The organism is Acinetobacter sp. YWS30-1 (assembly GCF_033558715.1).
Taxonomy (GTDB): Bacteria; Pseudomonadota; Gammaproteobacteria; order Pseudomonadales; family Moraxellaceae; genus Acinetobacter.
The window spans coordinates 2,200,582-2,220,669 of sequence record NZ_CP114606.1; the positions used below are offsets into that span (position 1 = coordinate 2,200,582).

Genomic DNA, 20,088 nt, shown 5'->3' on the forward strand with positions numbered 1-20,088 from the left:
AGCTATTGGACTTGGGGGGTGGTTCTGCGTATAATGCCGTGTTAAGTTCAAGCGAGCAGACATAGGAGGGTAGGTTTAAAAATTAACCTTCCTTTTTTTTCGTCTACTCGCTTTTTTACAGCCTAAATTTCAGGAGCTTTGGTTTGAGCACCCCAGCAATTTTAGCCCTTGCCGACGGAACTATCTTTAAAGGTACTTCAATTGGCGCATCGGGTTGTACGACTGGTGAAGTCGTTTTCAACACTGCCATGACTGGCTATCAAGAAATTTTGACTGATCCTAGTTATGCACAGCAGCTTGTAACGCTAACTTACCCACATATCGGTAACACAGGTTGCAACGAAGAAGACGCTGAATCAGGTCGTATTCATAAAGTATGGGCAAACGGTTTAATTATCCGTGACCTTCCTTTACTACATAGTAACTTCCGTGCGAATCAATCACTCGGTGATTATTTAAAACAGCACAATGTAGTTGCCATTGCTGACATCGACACGCGACGATTAACTCGAATTTTGCGTGATAAAGGTGCACAAAACGGTTGTATCCTTGCGGGTGAAAACATCACTGAAGAAGAAGCAGTCGAAAAAGCACGTGCATTCGGTGGTTTAAGTGGTTTAGACCTTGCGAAAGAATGCTGTGATCCGACCGGTTTCGAATGGACTGAAGGCTCATGGGCACTTGGCAAAGGCTTTACTCAACCTGAACTTAAATTCCATGTGGTTGCATACGACTACGGTGTCAAAACCAACATCTTGCGTATGCTCGCAGACCGCGGCTGTAAATTGACTGTGGTGCCTGCACAAACTCCTGCTGAAAAAGTACTTGCGTTAAATCCAGATGGCGTATTCCTGTCAAATGGTCCTGGCGATCCAGCTGCATGTGACTACGCAATTGAAGCTGTAAAAACAATTGTTGAAACAACTGAAATTCCAGTATTTGGTATCTGCTTAGGTCACCAGATTCTTGCTCTTGCATCGGGTGCTAAAACGGTAAAAATGCCGCACGGTCACCATGGCGCTAACCATCCTGTACAGAATATCGAAACTGGTACAGTGATGATTACTTCTCAAAACCACGGCTTCGCAGTGGATGAAAGCACCTTGCCTGCGGTATTGCGTGTGACTCATCGCTCACTGTTTGATGGTACAAACCAAGGTATCCATCGTACAGACAAACCTGCGTTCAGCTTCCAGGGTCACCCTGAAGCAAGCCCTGGTCCACATGACTGCGCACCATTGTTCGATCATTTCATCGAACTTATCGAAGCATCTAAGAAGTAATTAAGGAAGCATCATGGCTAAACGTACTGACATTAAAAGCATCTTGATCATTGGTGCTGGTCCGATCGTCATCGGTCAAGCATGTGAGTTTGACTACTCAGGTGCTCAAGCATGTAAAGCGCTTCGTGAAGAAGGCTACCGCGTTATTCTGGTGAACTCTAACCCAGCGACCATTATGACCGACCCTGCAATGGCAGATGCGACGTATATCGAACCGATTACCTGGCAGACTGTTGCAGCAATCATTGAAAAAGAACGTCCAGATGCTGTGCTTCCAACGATGGGTGGCCAGACTGCACTGAACTGTGCCCTTGCACTGGATGCCAACGGTATTCTTGAAAAATACAACGTTGAACTGATCGGCGCGACCAAAGAAGCGATCGAAAAAGCAGAAGACCGCAAACTGTTTGACGAAGCAATGCGTAAAATTGGTCTGGAATGTCCAAAAGCGGCTATTGCTGAATCTATGGAAGAAGCACTTGAGATTCAAGCGCGCTTCGGTTTCCCTGTAATTATCCGTCCATCATTCACGATGGGTGGTTCAGGCGGTGGTATTGCTTACAACCGTGAAGAATTCCTGGAAATCTGTGAACGTGGTTTCGACCTCTCTCCTACTCACCAGTTACTGATCGATGAATCACTGATTGGCTGGAAAGAGTACGAGATGGAAGTTGTTCGTGACAAAAACGACAACTGTATCATTGTATGTGCGATCGAAAACTTCGACCCAATGGGCGTACACACAGGTGACTCGATCACTGTTGCGCCTGCACAAACACTGACTGATAAAGAATACCAGTTAATGCGTAATGCATCTTTAGCGGTTCTTCGTGAAATCGGTGTTGAAACAGGTGGTTCTAACGTTCAGTTCGGTATTAACCCGAAAGATGGCCGTATGGTAATCATCGAGATGAACCCACGTGTATCGCGTTCATCTGCACTGGCATCTAAAGCCACTGGTTTCCCGATTGCGAAAATCGCAGCGAAACTGGCTGTTGGTTATACCCTTGATGAACTGAAAAATGACATCACTGGCGGTACGACTCCAGCATCATTCGAACCGGCAATTGACTACGTTGTTACCAAGATTCCACGTTTCAACTTCGAAAAATTCCCGCAAGCTGATGCAACACTGACTACACAGATGAAATCTGTAGGTGAAGTCATGGCGATCGGCCGTAACTTCCAGGAATCTGTGAACAAAGCACTTCGCGGTCTTGAAGTTGGCGCTACTGGTTTTGATGAAAAAATCGAAGTGGGTACTGAAGGTGCACGCGAGAAGATTCTTCAAGAACTTAAAGTTCCAGGTCCAGAACGTATCTGGTATGTGGCTGATGCATTCCGTCACGGTTTCACTCTAGACGAAGTATTTGCGGCAACCAACATCGACCGCTGGTTCCTGATTCAGATCGAAGACATCGTTAAAACTGAAGAACAAATCAAATCTTTAGGTTTTGGTGATCTTAACGCTGACAATATCCGTTCATTTAAACGTAAAGGTTTATCTGACCACCGTATTGCCAACCTGATGGGTATTTCACAAAAACAATTCCGTAAGCACCGTTGGAACCTGGGCGTCACTCCAGTCTACAAACGTGTGGATACATGTGCAGCAGAGTTTGAATCTGATACTGCTTATATGTACTCAACTTATGACGAAGAGTGTGAATCTAATCCGTCTAACCGTGACAAGATCATGGTAATTGGTGGTGGTCCTAACCGTATCGGTCAAGGTATCGAGTTCGATTACTGCTGTGTACATGCTGCTTTGGCAATGCGTGATGACGGTTATGAAACCATCATGGTGAACTGTAACCCTGAAACGGTTTCAACTGACTATGACACGTCTGACCGTCTGTACTTCGAACCGATTACACTTGAAGACGTTCTTGAAATCGTACGTACTGAAAAACCGAAAGGCATTATCGTGCAGTACGGCGGTCAAACTCCACTGAAACTGGCTCGTGCTTTGGAAGAAGCTGGTGCGCCAATTATCGGTACATCTCCTGATGCCATTGACCGTGCAGAAGACCGTGAACGTTTCCAACAAATGATTCAACGTTTGCAACTTCGTCAACCGAACAACAGCATCGTAAAATCTGCTGAAGAAGGTATGGCTGAAGCAGCGAAAGTTGGCTACCCATTAGTGGTACGTCCTTCTTATGTGCTTGGTGGTCGTGCGATGGAAATCGTATACAACGACGAAGAATTAAAACGCTACTTACGTGATGCTGTACAAGCATCGAATGAGGCGCCTGTTCTTCTGGATCACTTCCTTGATGATGCGATTGAAGTTGACGTGGACTGCGTATCTGACGGTAAAGACGTGGTGATCGGCGGTATTATGCAGCACATTGAACAAGCCGGTATTCACTCTGGTGACTCTGCATGTTCGATTCCTCCATATTCATTGTCTGAAGACGTGCAAAACGAAATGCGTCGTCAAACCATCGCTATGGCTAAAGAGCTTGGCGTTGTAGGCTTGATGAACGTTCAGTTTGCAGTTAAAGGTGATGATGTTTACATTCTGGAAGTGAACCCTCGTGCTTCTCGTACGGTTCCGTTCGTTTCTAAATGTATCGGTGAATCTTTAGCAAAAGTAGCTGCACGTTGTATGGCTGGCCAATCTCTTGAGTCTCAAGGCTTTACCAAAGAGATTATCCCTGCTCACTTCTCTGTGAAAGAAGCAGTATTCCCATTCAACAAATTCCCTGGTGTTGACCCGATCCTTGGCCCTGAAATGAAATCTACAGGTGAAGTGATGGGTGTTGGTAAAACATTTGGTGAGGCATTCTACAAAGCTGTTCTAGGCTCTAACGATCGTTTACCAGGTCTGCCAACTGAAGGCGAAGTGAAACATGCATTCATCTCTGTACGTGATTCTGATAAACCACGTGCGGTAGGTATTGCGAAGCAGCTTGCTGACTTCGGCTTCAAGATTCTTGCGACTGGCGGCACATACGATGTGATTAAAGCTGCAGGTATTGAATGTGAACGTGTAAATAAAGTAACCGAAGGCCGTCCAAACATTGTAGACCGCTTGAAAAATGGTGAAATTCACCTCATTATCAATACCACTGAAGGTAAACAAGCTCAGCAGGATTCATTCTCGATCCGTCGCTCTGCGCTTCAAGGTAAGGTATACCATACCACTACCCTGAATGGTGCTGATGCTGTATGCCAAGCTTTAGCAATTAAATTGCCGATGGATGTATATCGTTTGCAAGATTTAACAGTAGGTTAATTCGTTACTGAGAAGTCCCGTCACCTTCTCGGTGGCGGGCTTTTTTTCATTTATAGACTTTCATTTTTATTACTGAGGGACAACTATGCAACGTTATCCTATGACTCCCGAAGGCAAACTTGCCTTAGAGAAAGAATTACACCAACTGAAAACTGTGGATCGTCCACGTATTACTGCAGCGATTGCAGAGGCACGTGAGCATGGGGATTTAAAAGAAAACGCGGAATATCATGCTGCGCGTGAGCAGCAAGGTTTCTGTGAAGGCCGTATTCAGGACATCGAAGGTAAACTGGGCGCTTGCCAGGTGATTGATGTTAAAGAACTGGAGCAAAACGGTCGTGTAGTTTTTGGTGTCACTGTGACTATTGAGAATCTAGACACTGAAGAACGCAAAACTTACAAAATCGTAGGTGATGATGAAGCAGACTTTAAGATCAACAAGATCTCTGTGAACTCTCCGATCGCGCGTGGCCTGCTGGGTAAAAACGAAGGCGACGATGTGAAAATCGTGACACCACAAGGTGAAGTCGAATACGAAATTGTAAGCGTTGAATATATCTAATTTTTAACTAGATATTTTAGGCTGTAAGACCCCTCAGATGAGGGGTTTTTTATTGAGCCTAGAAATTCCCATCGATTTTATTTTAAGAAGCCAGATGCCAAGGCTTCAAATGCCTGTAAAGCCTGAGGTAAGACCTGTGCAGGATCCTCACTAGAAGCGACCCATAGTGCTGCATTCATTGCTGCACCATTTAGCAAGACTGCCGCAGCAAGTGCATCAACTGGTTTTAATCTACCTTCAACCAGTAACTGTTCTACGCATTCACGTGTCGACTGCAGGCATTTATTTTGACTTGGCCAATGTGCGGGGTCCCCTAATACTGCCGGACCATCACGTAGCACAATCCGTTGGAACTCAGCATTTAAAGCATGTTCGATATAGGTACGCCCTTCAAGCATCAATCCCTCCCATAGATCATCAGGCTGCTCCAGATGTTGCCCGGCATATTCAGCCATTTCTGAATCAATCTGATCGACCACGGCAGCAAATAAGCCCTTTTTATCACCAAAATGATGGTATAGCGCACCCCGGGTTAGCCCTGCTTCTGCCGTGAGCTTATCCATGGAAGTGTCCGCATAACCGTATTCAGCAAATGCACGACGTGCGACTTCTATGAGTTTTTTGCGGGTTTCCGCCATTTTTTGTTCACGTACAGACATATGTTGTTTCCATCAGCATTGTGAAAAATTTTAATTGACATACGCTTCGTATGTCAATTATGTTTACATACGATGCGTATGTGAAGATTTGAACTGCTTTCTAAAATATGTATAAATTAAAATTGAGCGAGGATTATCATGACTAGAACTGCAATATTTCCCCAAGATCGCCATGCCCTGTATGAACAACATGGTTATTCTGCTGCAATCAAATCGCAAGATTTACTCTTTGTTTCTGGTCAGGTTGGTAGCCGTGAAGATGGTAGTCCTGAACCTGACTTTGAGAAACAGGTAGAACAAGCCTTTGAAAACTTGGCTGCTACATTGGCAGCAGCTGGCTGTACTTTCGATGATATTGTCGATGTCACGACTTTTCACACCGATCCTGAACAGCAATTTGAAAGCATTATGAAAGTTAAAAACCAGATTTTTACGCAAAGGCCCTATCCGAATTGGACAGCTGTGGGGGTGACCTGGCTGGCAGGTTTTGACTTCGAAATCAAAGTCATTGCGCGTATTCCTCAATCCGCTAAGGCCATGTAAAACTTAACCCTGATCAGGCCAGTTATTGAATGGGATTGTTCTCCAGCTTAAAGATCAATTCGCTATAATGGCGTATTCCTTATTTTTGTATCCCGGTTATGGCTGAAAAGTTGATTAATTCCCCTGTGAACCATTGGTGTGAGTTCGAATTCATCTCGAAAACGGTGAAGAATCCAAATATTCATATTAAGGGCAATTACAGTTATTACTCAGCCTATTGGGATCAAGGTTTTGAGCGTTGTGTGGTGCGTTATCTGCATGACAAGCCAGCCACACCAGAGAAACCAATTGACCAGCTTTATATCGGTAATTTCGTCTGTTTTGGTGCAGAATGCGTGATTATGATGGGTGGCAACCAATTACACCGCACGGATTGGATTTCAGCATTTCCGTTCGATACACGTAGTTTTGTACCTGCTGGCGACACAGTCATTGGTGATGGATGCTGGATTGGCTCACGTGCCATGATTATGCAGGGTGTAAAGCTTGGTGAAGGTGCTGTGGTGGCAACAGGTGCTGTGGTAACGAAAGATGTGCCACCTTATGCTGTTGTCGGTGGCGTACCTGCGAAAATTATTAAATATCGTTTCCCTGATGAAGATATTGAAAAACTGCTTGCTCTTAAGCTATATGACTTAGATGAAAAGCAGTTTTTAAAAATGCGTGAGCAGTTGCAGACGGATGATGTTAGATCACTGCTACATGCCTTTACTGCGCTTGAATAAAAGGGATTAACGCCAAACTCCGCTGTTTATATTCGTCGATTTTATTATTCTTAAGCCAGTTTATATTCAAATAACTTAAACGCCATTCATAATAAGCCAATCCTACATCTCTATAGCTGATCTTAAGTACGGTCTCCTTCTGATCATCACAATAATTATTCTTTTTATCTTTCATATCTTTGTAGCAGGAAAGTCGATTCTGGTATTCGTAAAAAGGTAAATGCTCGAAGACCAGTTTTGTCTTTCCTTTTGGAAGTAATTGAATAAACTGTGCATTCTGTTCACCTGCATCATTTGAAACCCAGCCATGAATTAAGGCAATAGCATAACTATGCCGATTGAGTGGGTATAAGGCAGGATATATAAATTCTATACCACTCTTATCCTCTTCAAGCGCATAAACCTGTTGATACCTGGTTAGATCCCAATAATCAACGATTTGATACTTTCCAAGATGTTTTGAAAGCTGAATCATTTGTAAATTTTCATTAATTAAATAATATTTTTCAGCTTCAGCAATTTTAACTACCCAAAGTTTTGCACCACTCTCATCACAACTAAGTTTTATTTTCTGACAAATTGATCGTATTTCTGCTTTGGAAATACTTTTTTCTTTAAAAGGAAGTGACTTAATTGAATCTGCAGCAAAAACAGGTAAAGCAATAAAGAAAATCAGAGTTGATAGCATTAAATTTTTAATCATCATACATATTCTTGTTATTTGTTTTATTTTAACTATTGTAAGGCTTTTTAGATTTTCCACCAACATCATCATCAAATATCAGACATAAAAAAACCCACTCAATCGGAGTGGGTTTTTTCAGAATATGGTGGCTATGACGAGACTTGAACTTGTGACCCCCGCATTATGAGTGCGGTGCTCTAACCAACTGAGCTACATAGCCTTAAACTGTGCGCGCATTATGGGATTTTCTGTAAATCACGTCAACCCCATATTGTGCTGTTTGATCAAAATTTGTTGAAGTGAGCCGATAAGCCGGGTTCTGTCGAGAACGATCATTCCTCTAGGCGTACAATCACTCATACGCTCAAGCGACCTACCCGGATCCAGCATGGGCCATGCCTAAAGGATCCCTATTTGGTCTTGCTTCCGGTGGGGTTTACCATGCCATGAACTGTTACCAGCCATGCGGTGCGCTCTTACCGCACCCTTTCACCCTTACCTCCGATTCCGATTGCTCAGAACCATAATGAAGGCGGTCTACTCTCTGCTGCACTTTCCGTCGGCTCACGCCGCCCAGGCGTTACCTGGCACCTTGCCCTATGAAGCCCGGACTTTCCTCCCCTGCTTCAATCACGGAGATCTCCACAGCAGCGATCGTCTGGCTCACTTCGAGCCGCATAGTACCAAATCTGGCGACTAATTGCTTGATGTTTTTTGAGCAGTCAGTTTTTCATACTTGGCCTGAAGCTCCTCACGGGTCTCGGCATGGTTCGGATCAAGCGGGATACAGTCCACAGGACAAAATAACTGGCACTGTGGTTTGTCGTGATGTCCGACGCATTCTGTACATAAGTCCGGGTTAATTTCATAGATGACGTCACCCATAAAAATTGCCTCATTCGGACAGACAGGTTCACAGACATCACAATTGATACATTCATCGGTGATATATAAAGACACTCTACCAACCTTGCTGAAGTTTACGCTCGAAGGCTTCAACCACGTTTGGCGGAACAAACTTGGTCACATCACCTCTTAAACGAGCAATTTCACGCACCAATGTGGATGAAATAAAAGAATATTGCTCTGAAGGGGTTAAAAATACCGCTTCAAAATGAGAATCCAGTTGACGGTTCATGTTGGCCAGCTGGAATTCATACTCAAAATCGGACACTGCACGTAAACCACGTAATACCGCTGTAGCATTCTGCTCGCGGAAGAAGTTCACCAGCAGGCCATCAAATCCTACAAATTCAACATTGTTCAAATGGCTTAATGACGTTTGGGCCAGTTCAACTCGTTCTTCCAGACTAAATACCGGGTTTTTGTGATGTCCGATTGCAATTGCAACTACAACTTCATCAAACATCTTTGCTGCGCGGGTCACCAAATCAATATGGCCATTGGTGATCGGATCAAAAGTTCCCGGATAAATTACACGAGTTTTAGTCATCCATTTGTACTCTGTTTATTGTGTAAGTTTCCATTTTAACAAAATCTTCATTTTTTAGTGAAGAAACTCCATCAATTTAAACACTTCAACTCAATAAAAGTTACGGTACAATAGCTACAACTTTGGAAGTGTCTGATTATGGCGAAAGCAACTGTAGTTAAAAAAAATAACGGCGGAACGATTGCTCTGAACAAACGTGCCCGTCACGATTATTTTATTGAAGAAAAATTTGAAGCTGGGCTTTCCTTGCAAGGCTGGGAAGTAAAATCCCTGCGTGCCGGTCGTATGAGTATTGTGGAGAGCTATATCACCTTTAAAAATGGTGAGGCGTTCCTGTTCGGCGCACAGATTCAGCCTTTACTGAGTGCATCTACCCATGTTGTCCCTGAAGCAACGCGTACCCGTAAACTGCTGCTGAAACGCCGTGAAATTGAAAAACTCATGGGCGCGATCAACCAGAAAGGTTATTCCTGTGTACCACTGGCCTGTTACTGGAAAGGCCCGCATGCCAAGCTGGAAATTGCGTTGGTAAAAGGTAAACAGTTACACGACAAACGTGCATCTGAAAAAGACCGTGACTGGCAACGTGATAAAGCGCGTATTTTCCATAAATAATGCCAGCAATAAAAAAACCTCCAATTGATGGAGGTTTTTTTTATGGATCGAATTAGGCTTTCAGATTCAGACGGGCCAGTGTCAAGGCAATATATTCACCAAACCAGATCGCGGTTTGTAAATCCCCTTCCGGTGGTGTCACTTCAACAGGCGCATTATCAGATTGGGTCATGAGACCCAGAAAGCTCGACATACGATTCAGATCGGTAGTGGCACGACCTGTCGGCATTAACGGTAGACCTGACCACAACATGCCATGTTGCATCGCAAACAGATTAATCTGCTGCAAGACAGCCAGCTTGTCCCCACTTAAGCCACCACCATTGGTAAAGGCTGCTGCCAGCTTGCCTTGCCAGCTACGTGCCAGCCAGCGCTTGGACGACTGCTCCATAAATAACTTCATGGCAGAAGTCAGACTACCCATATAGGTCGGACAGCCAAATACAATTGCATCGGCAGCGTCCAACACCTCCCAATCCACCTGTTCCACATTCATCATATGCACCTGGACACCAGTTTTTTGTGCGCCTTCGGCAATGAAGTTTGCCACTTTAGCCGTGTGTCCATAAGGACTGTGATAAACAATCGCAGCAGATTGGGAAGATAGGGACATAACAATCAAAAACCAAGAATTTCAATCAAGTTTAACATTTTCATGCCATAAACACGAATGTTGCCATGCGTCCGGTTTTGGCTTCACGGCGATAGGAAAAATATTCATCCGCCTGACGATATGAACACTGATCGCCACCTAAAACAGTCTCAACACCCTGCTGCTGTAAGATGTAACGCGCAATCGCATACAGATCCGCATAGTATTTTCCGGCCTGTTCCCCTGCCTGAAATGCACTGTCCAGTTCAGGATATTTGGAACAGAAAGCTTCTTTTACTTCTGAGCCAATTTCAAAACAAGGCTGGCTGATCGCTACACCGAGCCACGCCCAGGTAGGCTTGGATTGCATCGCGGCAATGGTATTTTCAACGATACCGCCTGCCAGCCCACGCCAACCCGCATGCAGATTGGCTACTTCAGTGCCTTCAGCATTACCCAGTACCACAGGTAAGCAGTCTGCCGTCATCATCATCAAGGCATGGGCCTTGCGCTGTGTGACCAGGCCATCGCCGACCAATGCCTCGAAAGGCATCTGCTCATTGATGGTATGACAAATGGTGCTATGCGTCTGTGTCATCCAGGTAATTTTGTCCACACCAAAAGGCTGGAAGTCTTTCAACAGCTGGATGCGATGCTTCTGTACACGTGCAGCATCATCATTGACATGCAAAGCCAGGTTAAAGCCGGCCAGTTCTGGCTGGGCTGAAGGCTGTACCTGTTCATGATGAACACGGGTCTGACCCACATAAACGCCTTGAGGCAAACCTTGTACAAATTGCATGTCGCTTCCCTTTTTTTAATGACTGCTAATAGAATGAAAAATTAATAGGCCTTGTTTTCGCTACGCAGCACTTCAACCAGATTGGCGAAGTCTTCTGGCCACGGCGCATTAAAGGTCATTTCTTCTTTGGTACGTGGATGTTTCAGGCCTAGAGTCGCTGCATGCAGTGCCTGACGTTTAAAACCACGCAAGGTGTCATCCAGCAATTGCGAAGCACCGGCTGGCATACGCACACGTGGCATATAGACCTGATCACCCACCAGACCATAGCCCAGGTAGCTAAAGTGCACACGAATCTGGTGCGTACGACCGGTTTCCAGACGTGCCTGAATACGGGTGAAATGCTGGAAGCGTTCTTTCACATTGTAGTGCGTCACCGCTTCCTTACCGCCTGGCAGGACTGCCATTTTCACACGATCCACTGGATGACGTTTAATCGGTTCATCAATGGTACCGCCGGCAATGATGTTGCCATATACGATCAGGTCATACACACGGTAGACGGTCTTTTTCTCAAGCTGCTTGCTAAGCGCAAACTGCGCTTCCAGATTTTTAGCGACAACCAATAGACCACTAGTATCTTTATCGATCCGGTGCACTAAACCTGCACGCGCCAGTTCAGAAGATTTCGGATAATGATGCAGCAAGGCATTAACCAGCGTACCGGTCATATTGCCTGCACCCGGATGCACCACCATGCCCACTGGTTTGTTAATGACAATAATGTCATCATCTTCATAGACGATATCCAGTGGAATATCTTCAGGTAGGCTACGAGTTTGTGCCTCCAGTTCAACGTTTAAAGTCAGTGTTTCAAAACCGTCACTTTTAAATTTCGGCTTAACTGGTTGACCATTCACTAATAAATTGCCGTCTTTGATCCATTGTTTGAGCTTTTCTCGAGAAAAATCGCTCCAGACCATGGCCGCAATCTGGTCGATACGTTGCCCGATATAACTTTCATCCAATTGAAATTGCAACGATAAACGTGTTGCAGTTGCGTCTGAAGTATGGTTATCTGCATCCTCAGAATCTTCAAGTAAATTGAAATCAGTATCAGGGATATTAGAATTGGAAGATTGTGCTTGACTCATTTGCTCATTCAGACAAAAGTGGTTTAATAGTGCAATTGTAGCTCATTGCCCGTATTAACAGAGGAATTTTTATGTCGCTACCACATTATAAAATGACAATGCTTGCTGTGACGTTAGGCATTGCATCGGCAATGGTAGGCTGTAGCAGTAATCCAAAAAAAGAAGTCGTGGACAAAGGTCCAGAATCTAGCGAACAGGTTTATATCCAAAAAGCACAGAACGCGCTAGATCGCAAACAATATACTGATGCAGCAAAACAGCTCGAAGCACTGGAAACCTATTATCCAACCAGCCAGTATGCACCGCAGGCGCAACTGGAACTGCTGTATGTCAAATTCCAGCAAAAAGATTATGAAGGTGCAGTGGCACTGGCAGAACGCTTTATCCGTCTGAATCCGCAACATCCAAATGTCGACTATGCTTACTATGTCCGTGGCGTAGCGAATATGGAGCAGAACTATAATGGCCTGCTGCGTTATACCTCACTAAAACAGTCACACCGTGATGTGAGCTACCTGAAAGTAGCTTACCAGAATTTTGTCGATTTCATTCGTCGCTATCCATCAAGCCCCTATGCAGTAGACGCTGCACAACGTATGAAGTTTATCGGTCAGGAACTGGCAGAAAGCGAAATGAATGCGGCCCGTTTCAATATCAAGCGTAAAGCATATTTGGCTGCTGTTGAACGTGGTTTATGGGTAATTGAACACTATCCACAAACGCCACAGATTCCAGAAGCGCTGGCAACCGTTGCTTACGGCTATGACAAGCTAGGTGACAAAGCCACAGCACAGCAATATATCGAAGTACTGAAACTAAACTATCCAGGTCTAGTGAATGCCGACGGTACCGTGAACCTGCGTGCAGCACGTAGTGAAGGCAGCTTCTTCAATCGTGCGACTTTGGGTATTTTCGGTAAAGAAGCCAAAACCGTGACCGATACGTCTAGCCAATCATCTGAAGACCAAGCAGAAAAACGCAGTCTGACCAATCGCATGACTTTTGGTTTACTCGATCGTCCTAAAACCACTGAAACTGAGCTGCCTGAACCGACTGCTGAATAAGCCGACTGTTACAGGTGCATTTTTACAAAGGGCAAGTTATCATACTTGCCCTTTTGCATTTTCTGAGCCATGCTTGAACAAATTGTGCAAACAGGTTATACCAATTAATTCATTTATAGCGTTGGATGAATCATCCTACTCTTAATTTTCAATGATTTAACACCTAAATAACGCAGCACGAGAAGCTTAGCAAACCATGGCCATTCCTCAGCATACGATTGATCAGATTCTCGATCGCACCGATATTGTCGATGTGATTGGTCAATACGTGAAACTAAAAAAAACTGGCCGTACTTATTCGGGCTGTTGCCCTTTCCATCAGGAAAAATCGCCTTCTTTTCACGTCTACCGTGACAAGCAGTATTTCCACTGCTTTGGCTGTCAGGCCAATGGTAATGCCATCCGCTTTTTAATGGATATTGGCAGCCGCAATTTCATTGAAGTGATGAAAGACCTGTCCAGCCAGACCGGAATTGAACTGCCTAAAGATAATAAAGATTCCAACCGCTTAAAATACAAACGCGAAGCCAAACCGAAACCGGTCACTGTACCACCAGCAAAAACTGCGGATACATCTATAAATCCAGCGCCTGAACAAAACGCTTATTTTGATCCATTTGCTGAAATTCAGGCACCTGAAGCTGAATTTTATACAGATGATCCTTTTGCCGCTTTTGAGCAAATGCCTGCAGCAGAAGCACAAGCAGATGGCAACTTATACGACCTGCTGGAAAATATCGCGCAGTTTTATGAGCGTCAGCTACCCAACAGTCCAAGTGCCCAGCAATATTTTAAACAGCGTGGTCTAACCGCAGAAACGATTGCCTACTGGCGACTCGGTTATGCACCGGAAGACTGGCAGCATCTGGAAAAAGCCTTCCCGCAGGATATTGAAGGTCTCAAACTTTTAGGTCTGATCCGTACCAGTGACAGTGGCCGGGATTTTAACCTGCTCCGTGATCGGGTTATTTTTCCGATTCGGGATAGTAAAGGCCGTGTGGTCGGTTTTGGTGGTCGTGCACTGAATGACGAGATCAAACCGAAATACATCAACTCACCAGATTCAGAAGTTTTCCATAAAAACCAGTTATTGTATGGCCTGTATGAAGGTCGCAAGCAGAAAGCTCAAGACTGGCTGATGGTGGAAGGCTATATGGATGTCATTGCCTTGCAGCAATATGGCATTCATGGTGCAGTAGCTACTTTGGGAACGGCCAGTAATACTGATCACCTAAATATTCTGTTCAAGCAGAATAACCGGATTACCATTGCCTTTGATGGTGATGCGGCTGGACAAAAAGCGGCACGCCGTACTCTGGAAATTGCTCTACCCTTACTGAACGATGGGCGTGAGCTCAAATTCTTTGTCCTGCCGAATGACCATGACCCAGACTCCCTGATTCGTCGTGAAGGCATTGAAAATTTCCGCCGTCTGCTGGATCAGGCACCGTTGCTCTCTGACTTTGTCTTTGCTCATCTCACCCAGAATCACGACATTGCAACGCCTGAAGGTAAAAGTCAGGTGATGGGAGAGCTACGTCAGCTAACCGAATTATTGCCCAAAGCTGGCTCATTCCGTTATCTACTACAGCAGTTCTTTCGGGAAAAACTCGGTTTTAGCCGCAAATGGCAACCCAAAGTCAATAATGACGCCTCTCTAAGCTTTAGCACCAAAATTGATGCCGAAGAGTATGTCATTGCGATTCTGTTGAATCATCCATATCTGTATATTCATTTTGAACCATTACGCGCACTGGTCAGTGAAGATCAGCTGTTGTTCAAGATCCTGAATATATTTAATGTGATTTTTGATGAATTGCCGGATGATCCGGAATTGTCGACCTATTATGTACTCGGTGCCTGTGCTGCACATCATCATGAGTTACAGCATATCCTGCAACATGCCAATGTCAGTGATTACACCTCTTCTCCTGAGCAGGCAGACAAACTGGCGGCAGACTTCTCGATCAAGCTGCAATATCAGTGTCTACAACACAAATTAAAATCGAAAAAGTTTAGTAGCATCGCGGAGATGAAAAATCTCAAGATGCGGATTTATGAAATTGATAAAAAACGTTCCATGACCTTACTCGAAGATTAAAAATCATGAAAATAAAAAAGGCGTTTATTTTAAACGCCTTTTAAATATCGGAAAGTTATCCCGACATCATCTTAATGTTTAACCTTACGGCGATGCTGAACCACGTCCTGCAAACTGTTCTGTAGCATTTCAAAATAGCTTGGATCTTCAGCTTTGGCAGCTTCACGCAGCATAATTGAGGTCGGATGCAGAAGTTTTTGGGTCAAACGATGCGAAAATTCGGCCAATACTGTTTCAGCACTTTCACCTTTGGCAATACGTTGCATAGCAGTTGCCAGTTCTTCCTGACGTAAGCTTTCCCCATAATCCCGGTAAGCATGAATCGTACTACCCGCCTCACTCACCTTCTGCTGGGTGATCAACTCAGTCGCCAGTTGATTGACCATCACTTCCGCTTCGACCGCTGCCTGACGACGCTGCGCCAGGTTTTCATCAATCACGCTTTGCAGATCGTCCACGCCATAGAGATAAACTCCATCCAGCTTTTCAACTTTTGGATCAATATCACGCGGTACAGCCAGATCGACCAACAGCATTTGCTGGTAACGGCGCTTCTTTAAAGCAGCTTTGACATCCGGATAGTGAATGACTTGATGCAAACTACCGGTACAACTGGAAATCACATCTGCACGATGCAAGTTTGCTGCCAACTGATCAAAATCAATAATCTCGACTTCTGCACGGTGGGCAATTTCCTGCGCCAGATTCTCTGCACGAGCACGAGTCCGGTTACAGATAATGATTTTTCTGACGCCCATTTCTGCCAGATGTTTGGCCACCAGACTGTTCATTTCCCCGGCTGCCACGACCATTACAGTTAACTGCTCAGGCCGGCTAAATACTTGCAATGCTAATTGTGCAACTGCATAGCCCATCGATACTGCATGACTGCCAACTGCTGTTTCCGAGCGCACACGCTTGGCCGCATAAAAGGCATATTCAAAGATACGATTCAGGTTTTGCGAAACGGTTTTAGATTCTTTGGCAAGAGAGAGTGCGGTTTTGACCTGTCCCAGAATCTGCGGTTCACCAAGCATCAGGGAGTCGAGACCACTGGCGACACGCATCAGATGAGTGACGGCTTGCGCATTCTCATAACGATAAACATGATTCTGTAATTGCTTGGGATCAATACCATTGGTCTGGGCGAGCCAGTTCAGCACCATGTCGACATTGTCCGACATCGCGTAAACTTCGGTCCGGTTACATGTAGACACCACCACCATATCATTCAGTACAGGGTGCTGGCTTTGCTCGGCAAGTAAAATGCTTAACTTTTCAGGGTTAAAAGCAATCTTTTCGCGCAGCTCTACAGAGGCAGTTTGATGGTTGACACCCAATGCAAAGAAAGACATATCAGGTCATCATTTCACTAAATTTATGCTATTGTGCAACATCGGTGTCATAAAAAGCATTACTTGGATAAAGAAAAATTGCGTCTAACAACTAGCCGTATAAACGGCCCTACCATTAAGCAATATTCTACCACATTCTTGCTGGTGGTTAGCATGGCTTCAACTGCTCATCTTTATGCAGCAGAAGCAGTTTACCATGCAAATCAAAATTATGATGCGATAAAACAAAGTATGATAGCCGAGTTCGCACTCGCCTATCGCGATATTCCAAACGCTTTACACAACTATACTGTGCTGGCCATTAAAAGCAATTCCACCGCGGTTAAACAGCGCGCACTCAATATCGCCCTCGAACATGAAGACCTGAATGCAGCGCTGGATATTTCTACCCACTGGGTCGTTCAAGAACCACAGGATGTGCCGGCATTATTCTATCTGGCGCATATTGCCTTAAAAGCGCATGAGTACGAACTGGCGGCAGAAACGCTGGAAAAGATCCTGAAAATTGATGATAACGCCGATCTGGAAGAAATTCTGGCCGGGATTGCCCCGGATGAGCCGAATGACCGTGAATATTTAATTCAGGCTCTAAGTACTAGCAAAGCCAAAGACAATCCTTCGATTCTGGTGCTGGTCGCCGGTCTGGAAGCACAAAAAGGTCAACTAGAACAGGCTCTCAACACTATTAATCGCGCCCTAAAAAAACGTCCAAAGTCGACTGGCTATATCCTGATGAAAGCCAATCTGTTGGCGGCATTGGGTGATGATGCGGAAACGCTGAAATGGTACGAGAAAGCCAGTCGCAAACATCGCAATAACATGGATATACGTCTGGCTGAGGTTAAATACCTGATCAAGCTAAATGAAGCTGAAAAGGCCTTACAGAAACTAGAAACGATCCTGAAAAAATCACCACAACACGAAGAAGCACTGTTTATTGCCGGTCTGACCAGTATTGACCTGCAGCAATATGAACGAGCTGAAAAATACCTGGTTGAGCTCCGTTATTCGGCTCAGTACCAGAATGAAGCCTATTACTATCTGGCGGTCAATGCAGAACGCAAACAGCATTATGAAACCGCCAAGGCGTATTACCGCCTGGTGGATGGCAGCCTGTATACGGTCTCACGACGCAATATCATTGCGATCTTTGCCGAGCAGGATAAACTGCATGATGCACTGCGCTTTCTGACTCAGGAACGGGTCAATTATCCGCAACATGCCAGTTTCCTGTATCTGGCTCAAGCGGATATTCTGAAACGCATGAACAATAAGAACGCAGCGATCCGAATTCTGGAAGAAGCCAGCAAAAACCTGCCGGATGATCCGGAACTGGTCTATGCTCAAGTCTTGTTGTTAGATCCGCATGAAGACCGTGATCAACTAGATCAGCTGTTAAAAACCCTGCTTAAAATCGAGCCGAATAGTCCAACCTATCTGAATGCTTATGCCTATACGCTGGCCCGTCAAAATCGCCGTCTGGATGAAGCACGGCGCTATGCTGAACAGGCACTGGAATACGCACCAGAACAGGCTTCTATTCTGGATACCTATGGCTATATCTGTTACTTGCAAAATGACTTTACCACGGCTGCCCAAGTCTTGCTTAAAGCCTATGAACTGAATCCAAGTGCAAAAATTGGCGTCCGTTATGCACGTTCGCTTTATATGAAAGGCGATCTACAACAATTCCATCAAGTGTTACAACAATTACAACAAAACCATCCAAATGACCCAGAATTAAACCAACTTAATTCGCTATTGTTAGCACCACAATCCTGAACGAGTCCATTCTTTTATGCGCAACATAAGTACTTTAGGCTGCTGTTTCATTGCTTCTACTGCCCTGTTCATGAGTGGCTGTCAGCAAATGGTTCAGCAAAAAGCGCCTGTCACGCCATCGGTACAGGCTGAAAACCAGTTCCAGCTGCAAGGTAAAATCGGGGTACGTACACCTCAGCAAAGCGGCAGTGCCTTTTTTACCTGGGTGCAGCAGCAGGAAGAGTTTGATATTGAACTGACTGGTATCTTAGGTGCCGGAAAAACCCAGATTTCAGGTACTCCTGGTCAGGTGACGTTGAATAGTGCCAAAACCGGCCTGATCAAGGCAGCAACGGCAGAAGAACTATTGCAACGTGCAACCGGCTGGCAAGCCCCGATTAGTCATTTAGTTGATTGGGTACAGGCACGTCCCGCGACTCAATCTGCCCAGATCCAGAAAGACAGCTCACAGCGTATCAGCCAGATTACTGAACAAGGCTGGACGGTAGATCTGAGTTATAACCAGCAGGCAACTGTTCCAAACCGCTTGATTTTAAAGCAGTCATTTGAGAATGGGGGTGAAAACCGTATTACAATGGTGATTCAAAACCGTTAACTGGTCTGACGCAAGCTTATGATGATTCGTGTTCCCGCACCTGCAAAACTGAATTTGTTTCTCCATATCACCGGTCGCCGTCCGGATGGTTATCACGAGCTGCAAAGTATCTTTCAGTTGATAGATTTGTGTGACTGGCTAGAGTTTGAGCAAACAGATGATCAGCAGATTCAGATTGAAGGTCTATCCTCGGTCGATCTGGAACAGAATCTCATCTATCGTGCAGCGCAGATTTTGCAGCCTTATGCCAAAACGCCTTCTGGCCTGATCATTCGACTAGAGAAAAACATTCCTATGGGTGCAGGTCTTGGCGGCGGCTCATCCAATGCAGCAACGACCCTGATTGTGCTGAATCAATTATGGCATTGTGGCTTAAATTCCGAGCAATTGGCAGAGCTCGGCGTTAAGCTGGGCGCAGATGTACCCATTTTTGTTCATGGTCGCAATGCTTGGGCTGAAGGCATTGGTGAACACTTAACATTCATAGACTTAGATCAAAAACAGTTCATTGTGTTAAAACCTGACTGTTTTATCAGCACTCAACAGCTTTTTTCACAAAAAACGTTGACAAGAGACACGAAGAGCTCTAAATTTTGCGCCTATCAGATAAAGCCATCTGATTTCGGAAATAACTTTGAGCCAGTGGCAAGAAGCTTATATCCAGAAGTCGATGAGGCAATGCAATATCTCGACCAGTTCGGTGTTGCAAAGCTTACAGGTACAGGTGCTTGTGTTTTTATCGAGGTAACTGATGATATGAATGTGATCGACATTCTTGAGAATGCACCATGTAAATCTTACCTGGTGAACAGTCTGCAAGAATCACCATTACGTCATTTCAAGGTTCAATAGGGGTATCGCCAAGTGGTAAGGCACCGGGTTTTGATCTCGGCATCCGTTGGTTCGAATCCAGCTACCCCTGCCATTATTCACC

19 protein-coding genes, 2 tRNA genes and 1 other RNA gene are annotated in these 20,088 nt (G+C 44.9%); 12 read left to right on the forward strand and 10 right to left on the reverse strand.

Translation table 11 applies throughout. The features are described from left to right. The first annotated feature begins 143 nt into the window (after positions 1-143). From carA to greA, 3 genes are all read left to right on the forward strand, one after another. Positions 144-1,283: a glutamine-hydrolyzing carbamoyl-phosphate synthase small subunit gene (gene carA / locus O4M77_RS10315; protein WP_005236823.1), complete on the forward strand. Its 1,140-nt coding sequence runs from the start codon at positions 144-146 to the stop codon at positions 1,281-1,283. 13 nt (positions 1,284-1,296) lie between these two features. Then, the gene (gene carB / locus O4M77_RS10320) at positions 1,297-4,527 is read left to right on the forward strand and encodes a carbamoyl-phosphate synthase large subunit (RefSeq protein WP_159123473.1); all 3,231 of its coding nucleotides are present in this window, start codon (positions 1,297-1,299) and stop codon (positions 4,525-4,527) included. A gap of 85 nt (positions 4,528-4,612) precedes the next feature. Then, positions 4,613-5,089 carry a transcription elongation factor GreA gene (greA, locus tag O4M77_RS10325; protein WP_005236827.1) on the forward strand — a complete coding sequence of 159 codons (477 nt, stop codon included), beginning with the start codon at positions 4,613-4,615 and terminating at the stop codon, positions 5,087-5,089. A gap of 77 nt (positions 5,090-5,166) precedes the next feature. Here greA and O4M77_RS10330 read toward each other — a convergent pair whose 3' ends face one another. Continuing rightward, positions 5,167-5,748 carry a TetR/AcrR family transcriptional regulator gene (locus tag O4M77_RS10330; protein ID WP_179992812.1) on the reverse strand — a complete coding sequence of 194 codons (582 nt, stop codon included), beginning with the start codon at positions 5,746-5,748 and terminating at the stop codon, positions 5,167-5,169. Positions 5,749-5,886: 138 nt separating this feature from the next. Between O4M77_RS10330 and O4M77_RS10335 the strand changes: the two genes are divergently transcribed. Next, a complete protein-coding gene (locus tag O4M77_RS10335; protein ID WP_323713449.1) occupies positions 5,887-6,291 on the forward strand; it encodes a RidA family protein in 405 nt (134 codons plus the stop codon). A 98-nt stretch (positions 6,292-6,389) separates the two neighbouring features. Further along, a complete protein-coding gene (locus O4M77_RS10340; RefSeq protein ID WP_323713450.1) occupies positions 6,390-7,016 on the forward strand; it encodes a CatB-related O-acetyltransferase in 627 nt (208 codons plus the stop codon). On the opposite strand, the gene O4M77_RS10345 is transcribed toward O4M77_RS10340, so the two are convergent. From O4M77_RS10345 to coaD, 5 genes are all read right to left on the reverse strand, one after another. Then, complete coding sequence (locus O4M77_RS10345) at positions 7,000-7,791, reverse strand: hypothetical protein (RefSeq protein ID WP_252720837.1); 792 nt, start codon at positions 7,789-7,791, stop codon at positions 7,000-7,002. The genes O4M77_RS10340 and O4M77_RS10345 overlap by 17 nt on opposite strands. 53 nt (positions 7,792-7,844) lie before the next feature. Next, a tRNA-Met gene (locus O4M77_RS10350) sits at positions 7,845-7,921 on the reverse strand. Positions 7,922-7,993: 72 nt separating this feature from the next. Next, positions 7,994-8,371, reverse strand: an RNA gene (rnpB, locus tag O4M77_RS10355) — RNase P RNA component class A. Between the two features lie 26 nt (positions 8,372-8,397). Further along, complete coding sequence (locus O4M77_RS10360; protein ID WP_034581081.1) at positions 8,398-8,661, reverse strand: YfhL family 4Fe-4S dicluster ferredoxin; 264 nt, start codon at positions 8,659-8,661, stop codon at positions 8,398-8,400. Between the two features lies 1 nt (position 8,662). Beyond that, on the reverse strand, positions 8,663-9,154 hold the full coding sequence (gene coaD, locus O4M77_RS10365; RefSeq protein ID WP_004784820.1) for a pantetheine-phosphate adenylyltransferase: 492 nt from the start codon (positions 9,152-9,154) through the stop codon (positions 8,663-8,665). Between the two features lie 138 nt (positions 9,155-9,292). Here coaD and smpB point away from each other — a divergent pair, with 138 nt between their 5' ends. After that, complete coding sequence (gene smpB / locus O4M77_RS10370; protein WP_004784822.1) at positions 9,293-9,769, forward strand: SsrA-binding protein SmpB; 477 nt, start codon at positions 9,293-9,295, stop codon at positions 9,767-9,769. Positions 9,770-9,821: 52 nt separating this feature from the next. On the opposite strand, the gene O4M77_RS10375 is transcribed toward smpB, so the two are convergent. The 3 genes from O4M77_RS10375 to rluD are packed head-to-tail and all read right to left on the reverse strand — an operon-like array spanning position 9,822 to position 12,257. Continuing rightward, complete coding sequence (locus O4M77_RS10375) at positions 9,822-10,382, reverse strand: flavodoxin family protein (protein ID WP_323713451.1); 561 nt, start codon at positions 10,380-10,382, stop codon at positions 9,822-9,824. Between the two features lie 40 nt (positions 10,383-10,422). Next, positions 10,423-11,163, reverse strand: a complete 741-nt coding sequence (gene pgeF / locus O4M77_RS10380) for a peptidoglycan editing factor PgeF (RefSeq protein WP_180010598.1) — start codon at positions 11,161-11,163, stop codon at positions 10,423-10,425. A gap of 41 nt (positions 11,164-11,204) precedes the next feature. Next, the gene (gene rluD / locus O4M77_RS10385; RefSeq protein WP_004784827.1) at positions 11,205-12,257 is read right to left on the reverse strand and encodes a 23S rRNA pseudouridine(1911/1915/1917) synthase RluD; all 1,053 of its coding nucleotides are present in this window, start codon (positions 12,255-12,257) and stop codon (positions 11,205-11,207) included. Between the two features lie 71 nt (positions 12,258-12,328). On the opposite strand from rluD, the gene O4M77_RS10390 reads away from it, so the two are divergent. Next, the gene (locus O4M77_RS10390; protein WP_166137837.1) at positions 12,329-13,321 is read left to right on the forward strand and encodes an outer membrane protein assembly factor BamD; all 993 of its coding nucleotides are present in this window, start codon (positions 12,329-12,331) and stop codon (positions 13,319-13,321) included. Between the two features lie 196 nt (positions 13,322-13,517). Beyond that, a complete protein-coding gene (locus O4M77_RS10395; RefSeq protein WP_166137840.1) occupies positions 13,518-15,422 on the forward strand; it encodes a DNA primase in 1,905 nt (634 codons plus the stop codon). Positions 15,423-15,493: 71 nt separating this feature from the next. Here O4M77_RS10395 and hemA read toward each other — a convergent pair whose 3' ends face one another. Continuing rightward, the gene (gene hemA, locus O4M77_RS10400) at positions 15,494-16,777 is read right to left on the reverse strand and encodes a glutamyl-tRNA reductase (protein WP_159123463.1); all 1,284 of its coding nucleotides are present in this window, start codon (positions 16,775-16,777) and stop codon (positions 15,494-15,496) included. A 78-nt stretch (positions 16,778-16,855) separates the two neighbouring features. Here hemA and O4M77_RS10405 point away from each other — a divergent pair, with 78 nt between their 5' ends. The 4 genes from O4M77_RS10405 to O4M77_RS10420 all read left to right on the forward strand — a co-directional run bounded on the left by O4M77_RS10405 (position 16,856) and on the right by O4M77_RS10420 (position 20,079). Beyond that, complete coding sequence (locus O4M77_RS10405; RefSeq protein WP_323713452.1) at positions 16,856-18,559, forward strand: tetratricopeptide repeat protein; 1,704 nt, start codon at positions 16,856-16,858, stop codon at positions 18,557-18,559. A gap of 16 nt (positions 18,560-18,575) precedes the next feature. Beyond that, a complete protein-coding gene (gene lolB, locus O4M77_RS10410) occupies positions 18,576-19,154 on the forward strand; it encodes a lipoprotein insertase outer membrane protein LolB (protein ID WP_323713453.1) in 579 nt (192 codons plus the stop codon). A gap of 21 nt (positions 19,155-19,175) precedes the next feature. Beyond that, positions 19,176-20,006 carry a 4-(cytidine 5'-diphospho)-2-C-methyl-D-erythritol kinase gene (gene ispE / locus O4M77_RS10415; protein WP_180129953.1) on the forward strand — a complete coding sequence of 277 codons (831 nt, stop codon included), beginning with the start codon at positions 19,176-19,178 and terminating at the stop codon, positions 20,004-20,006. Further along, positions 20,005-20,079: transfer RNA gene (locus O4M77_RS10420), tRNA-Gln, on the forward strand. The genes ispE and O4M77_RS10420 overlap by 2 nt, the downstream gene beginning before the upstream one ends. The last annotated feature ends 9 nt before the right edge of the window (positions 20,080-20,088 follow it).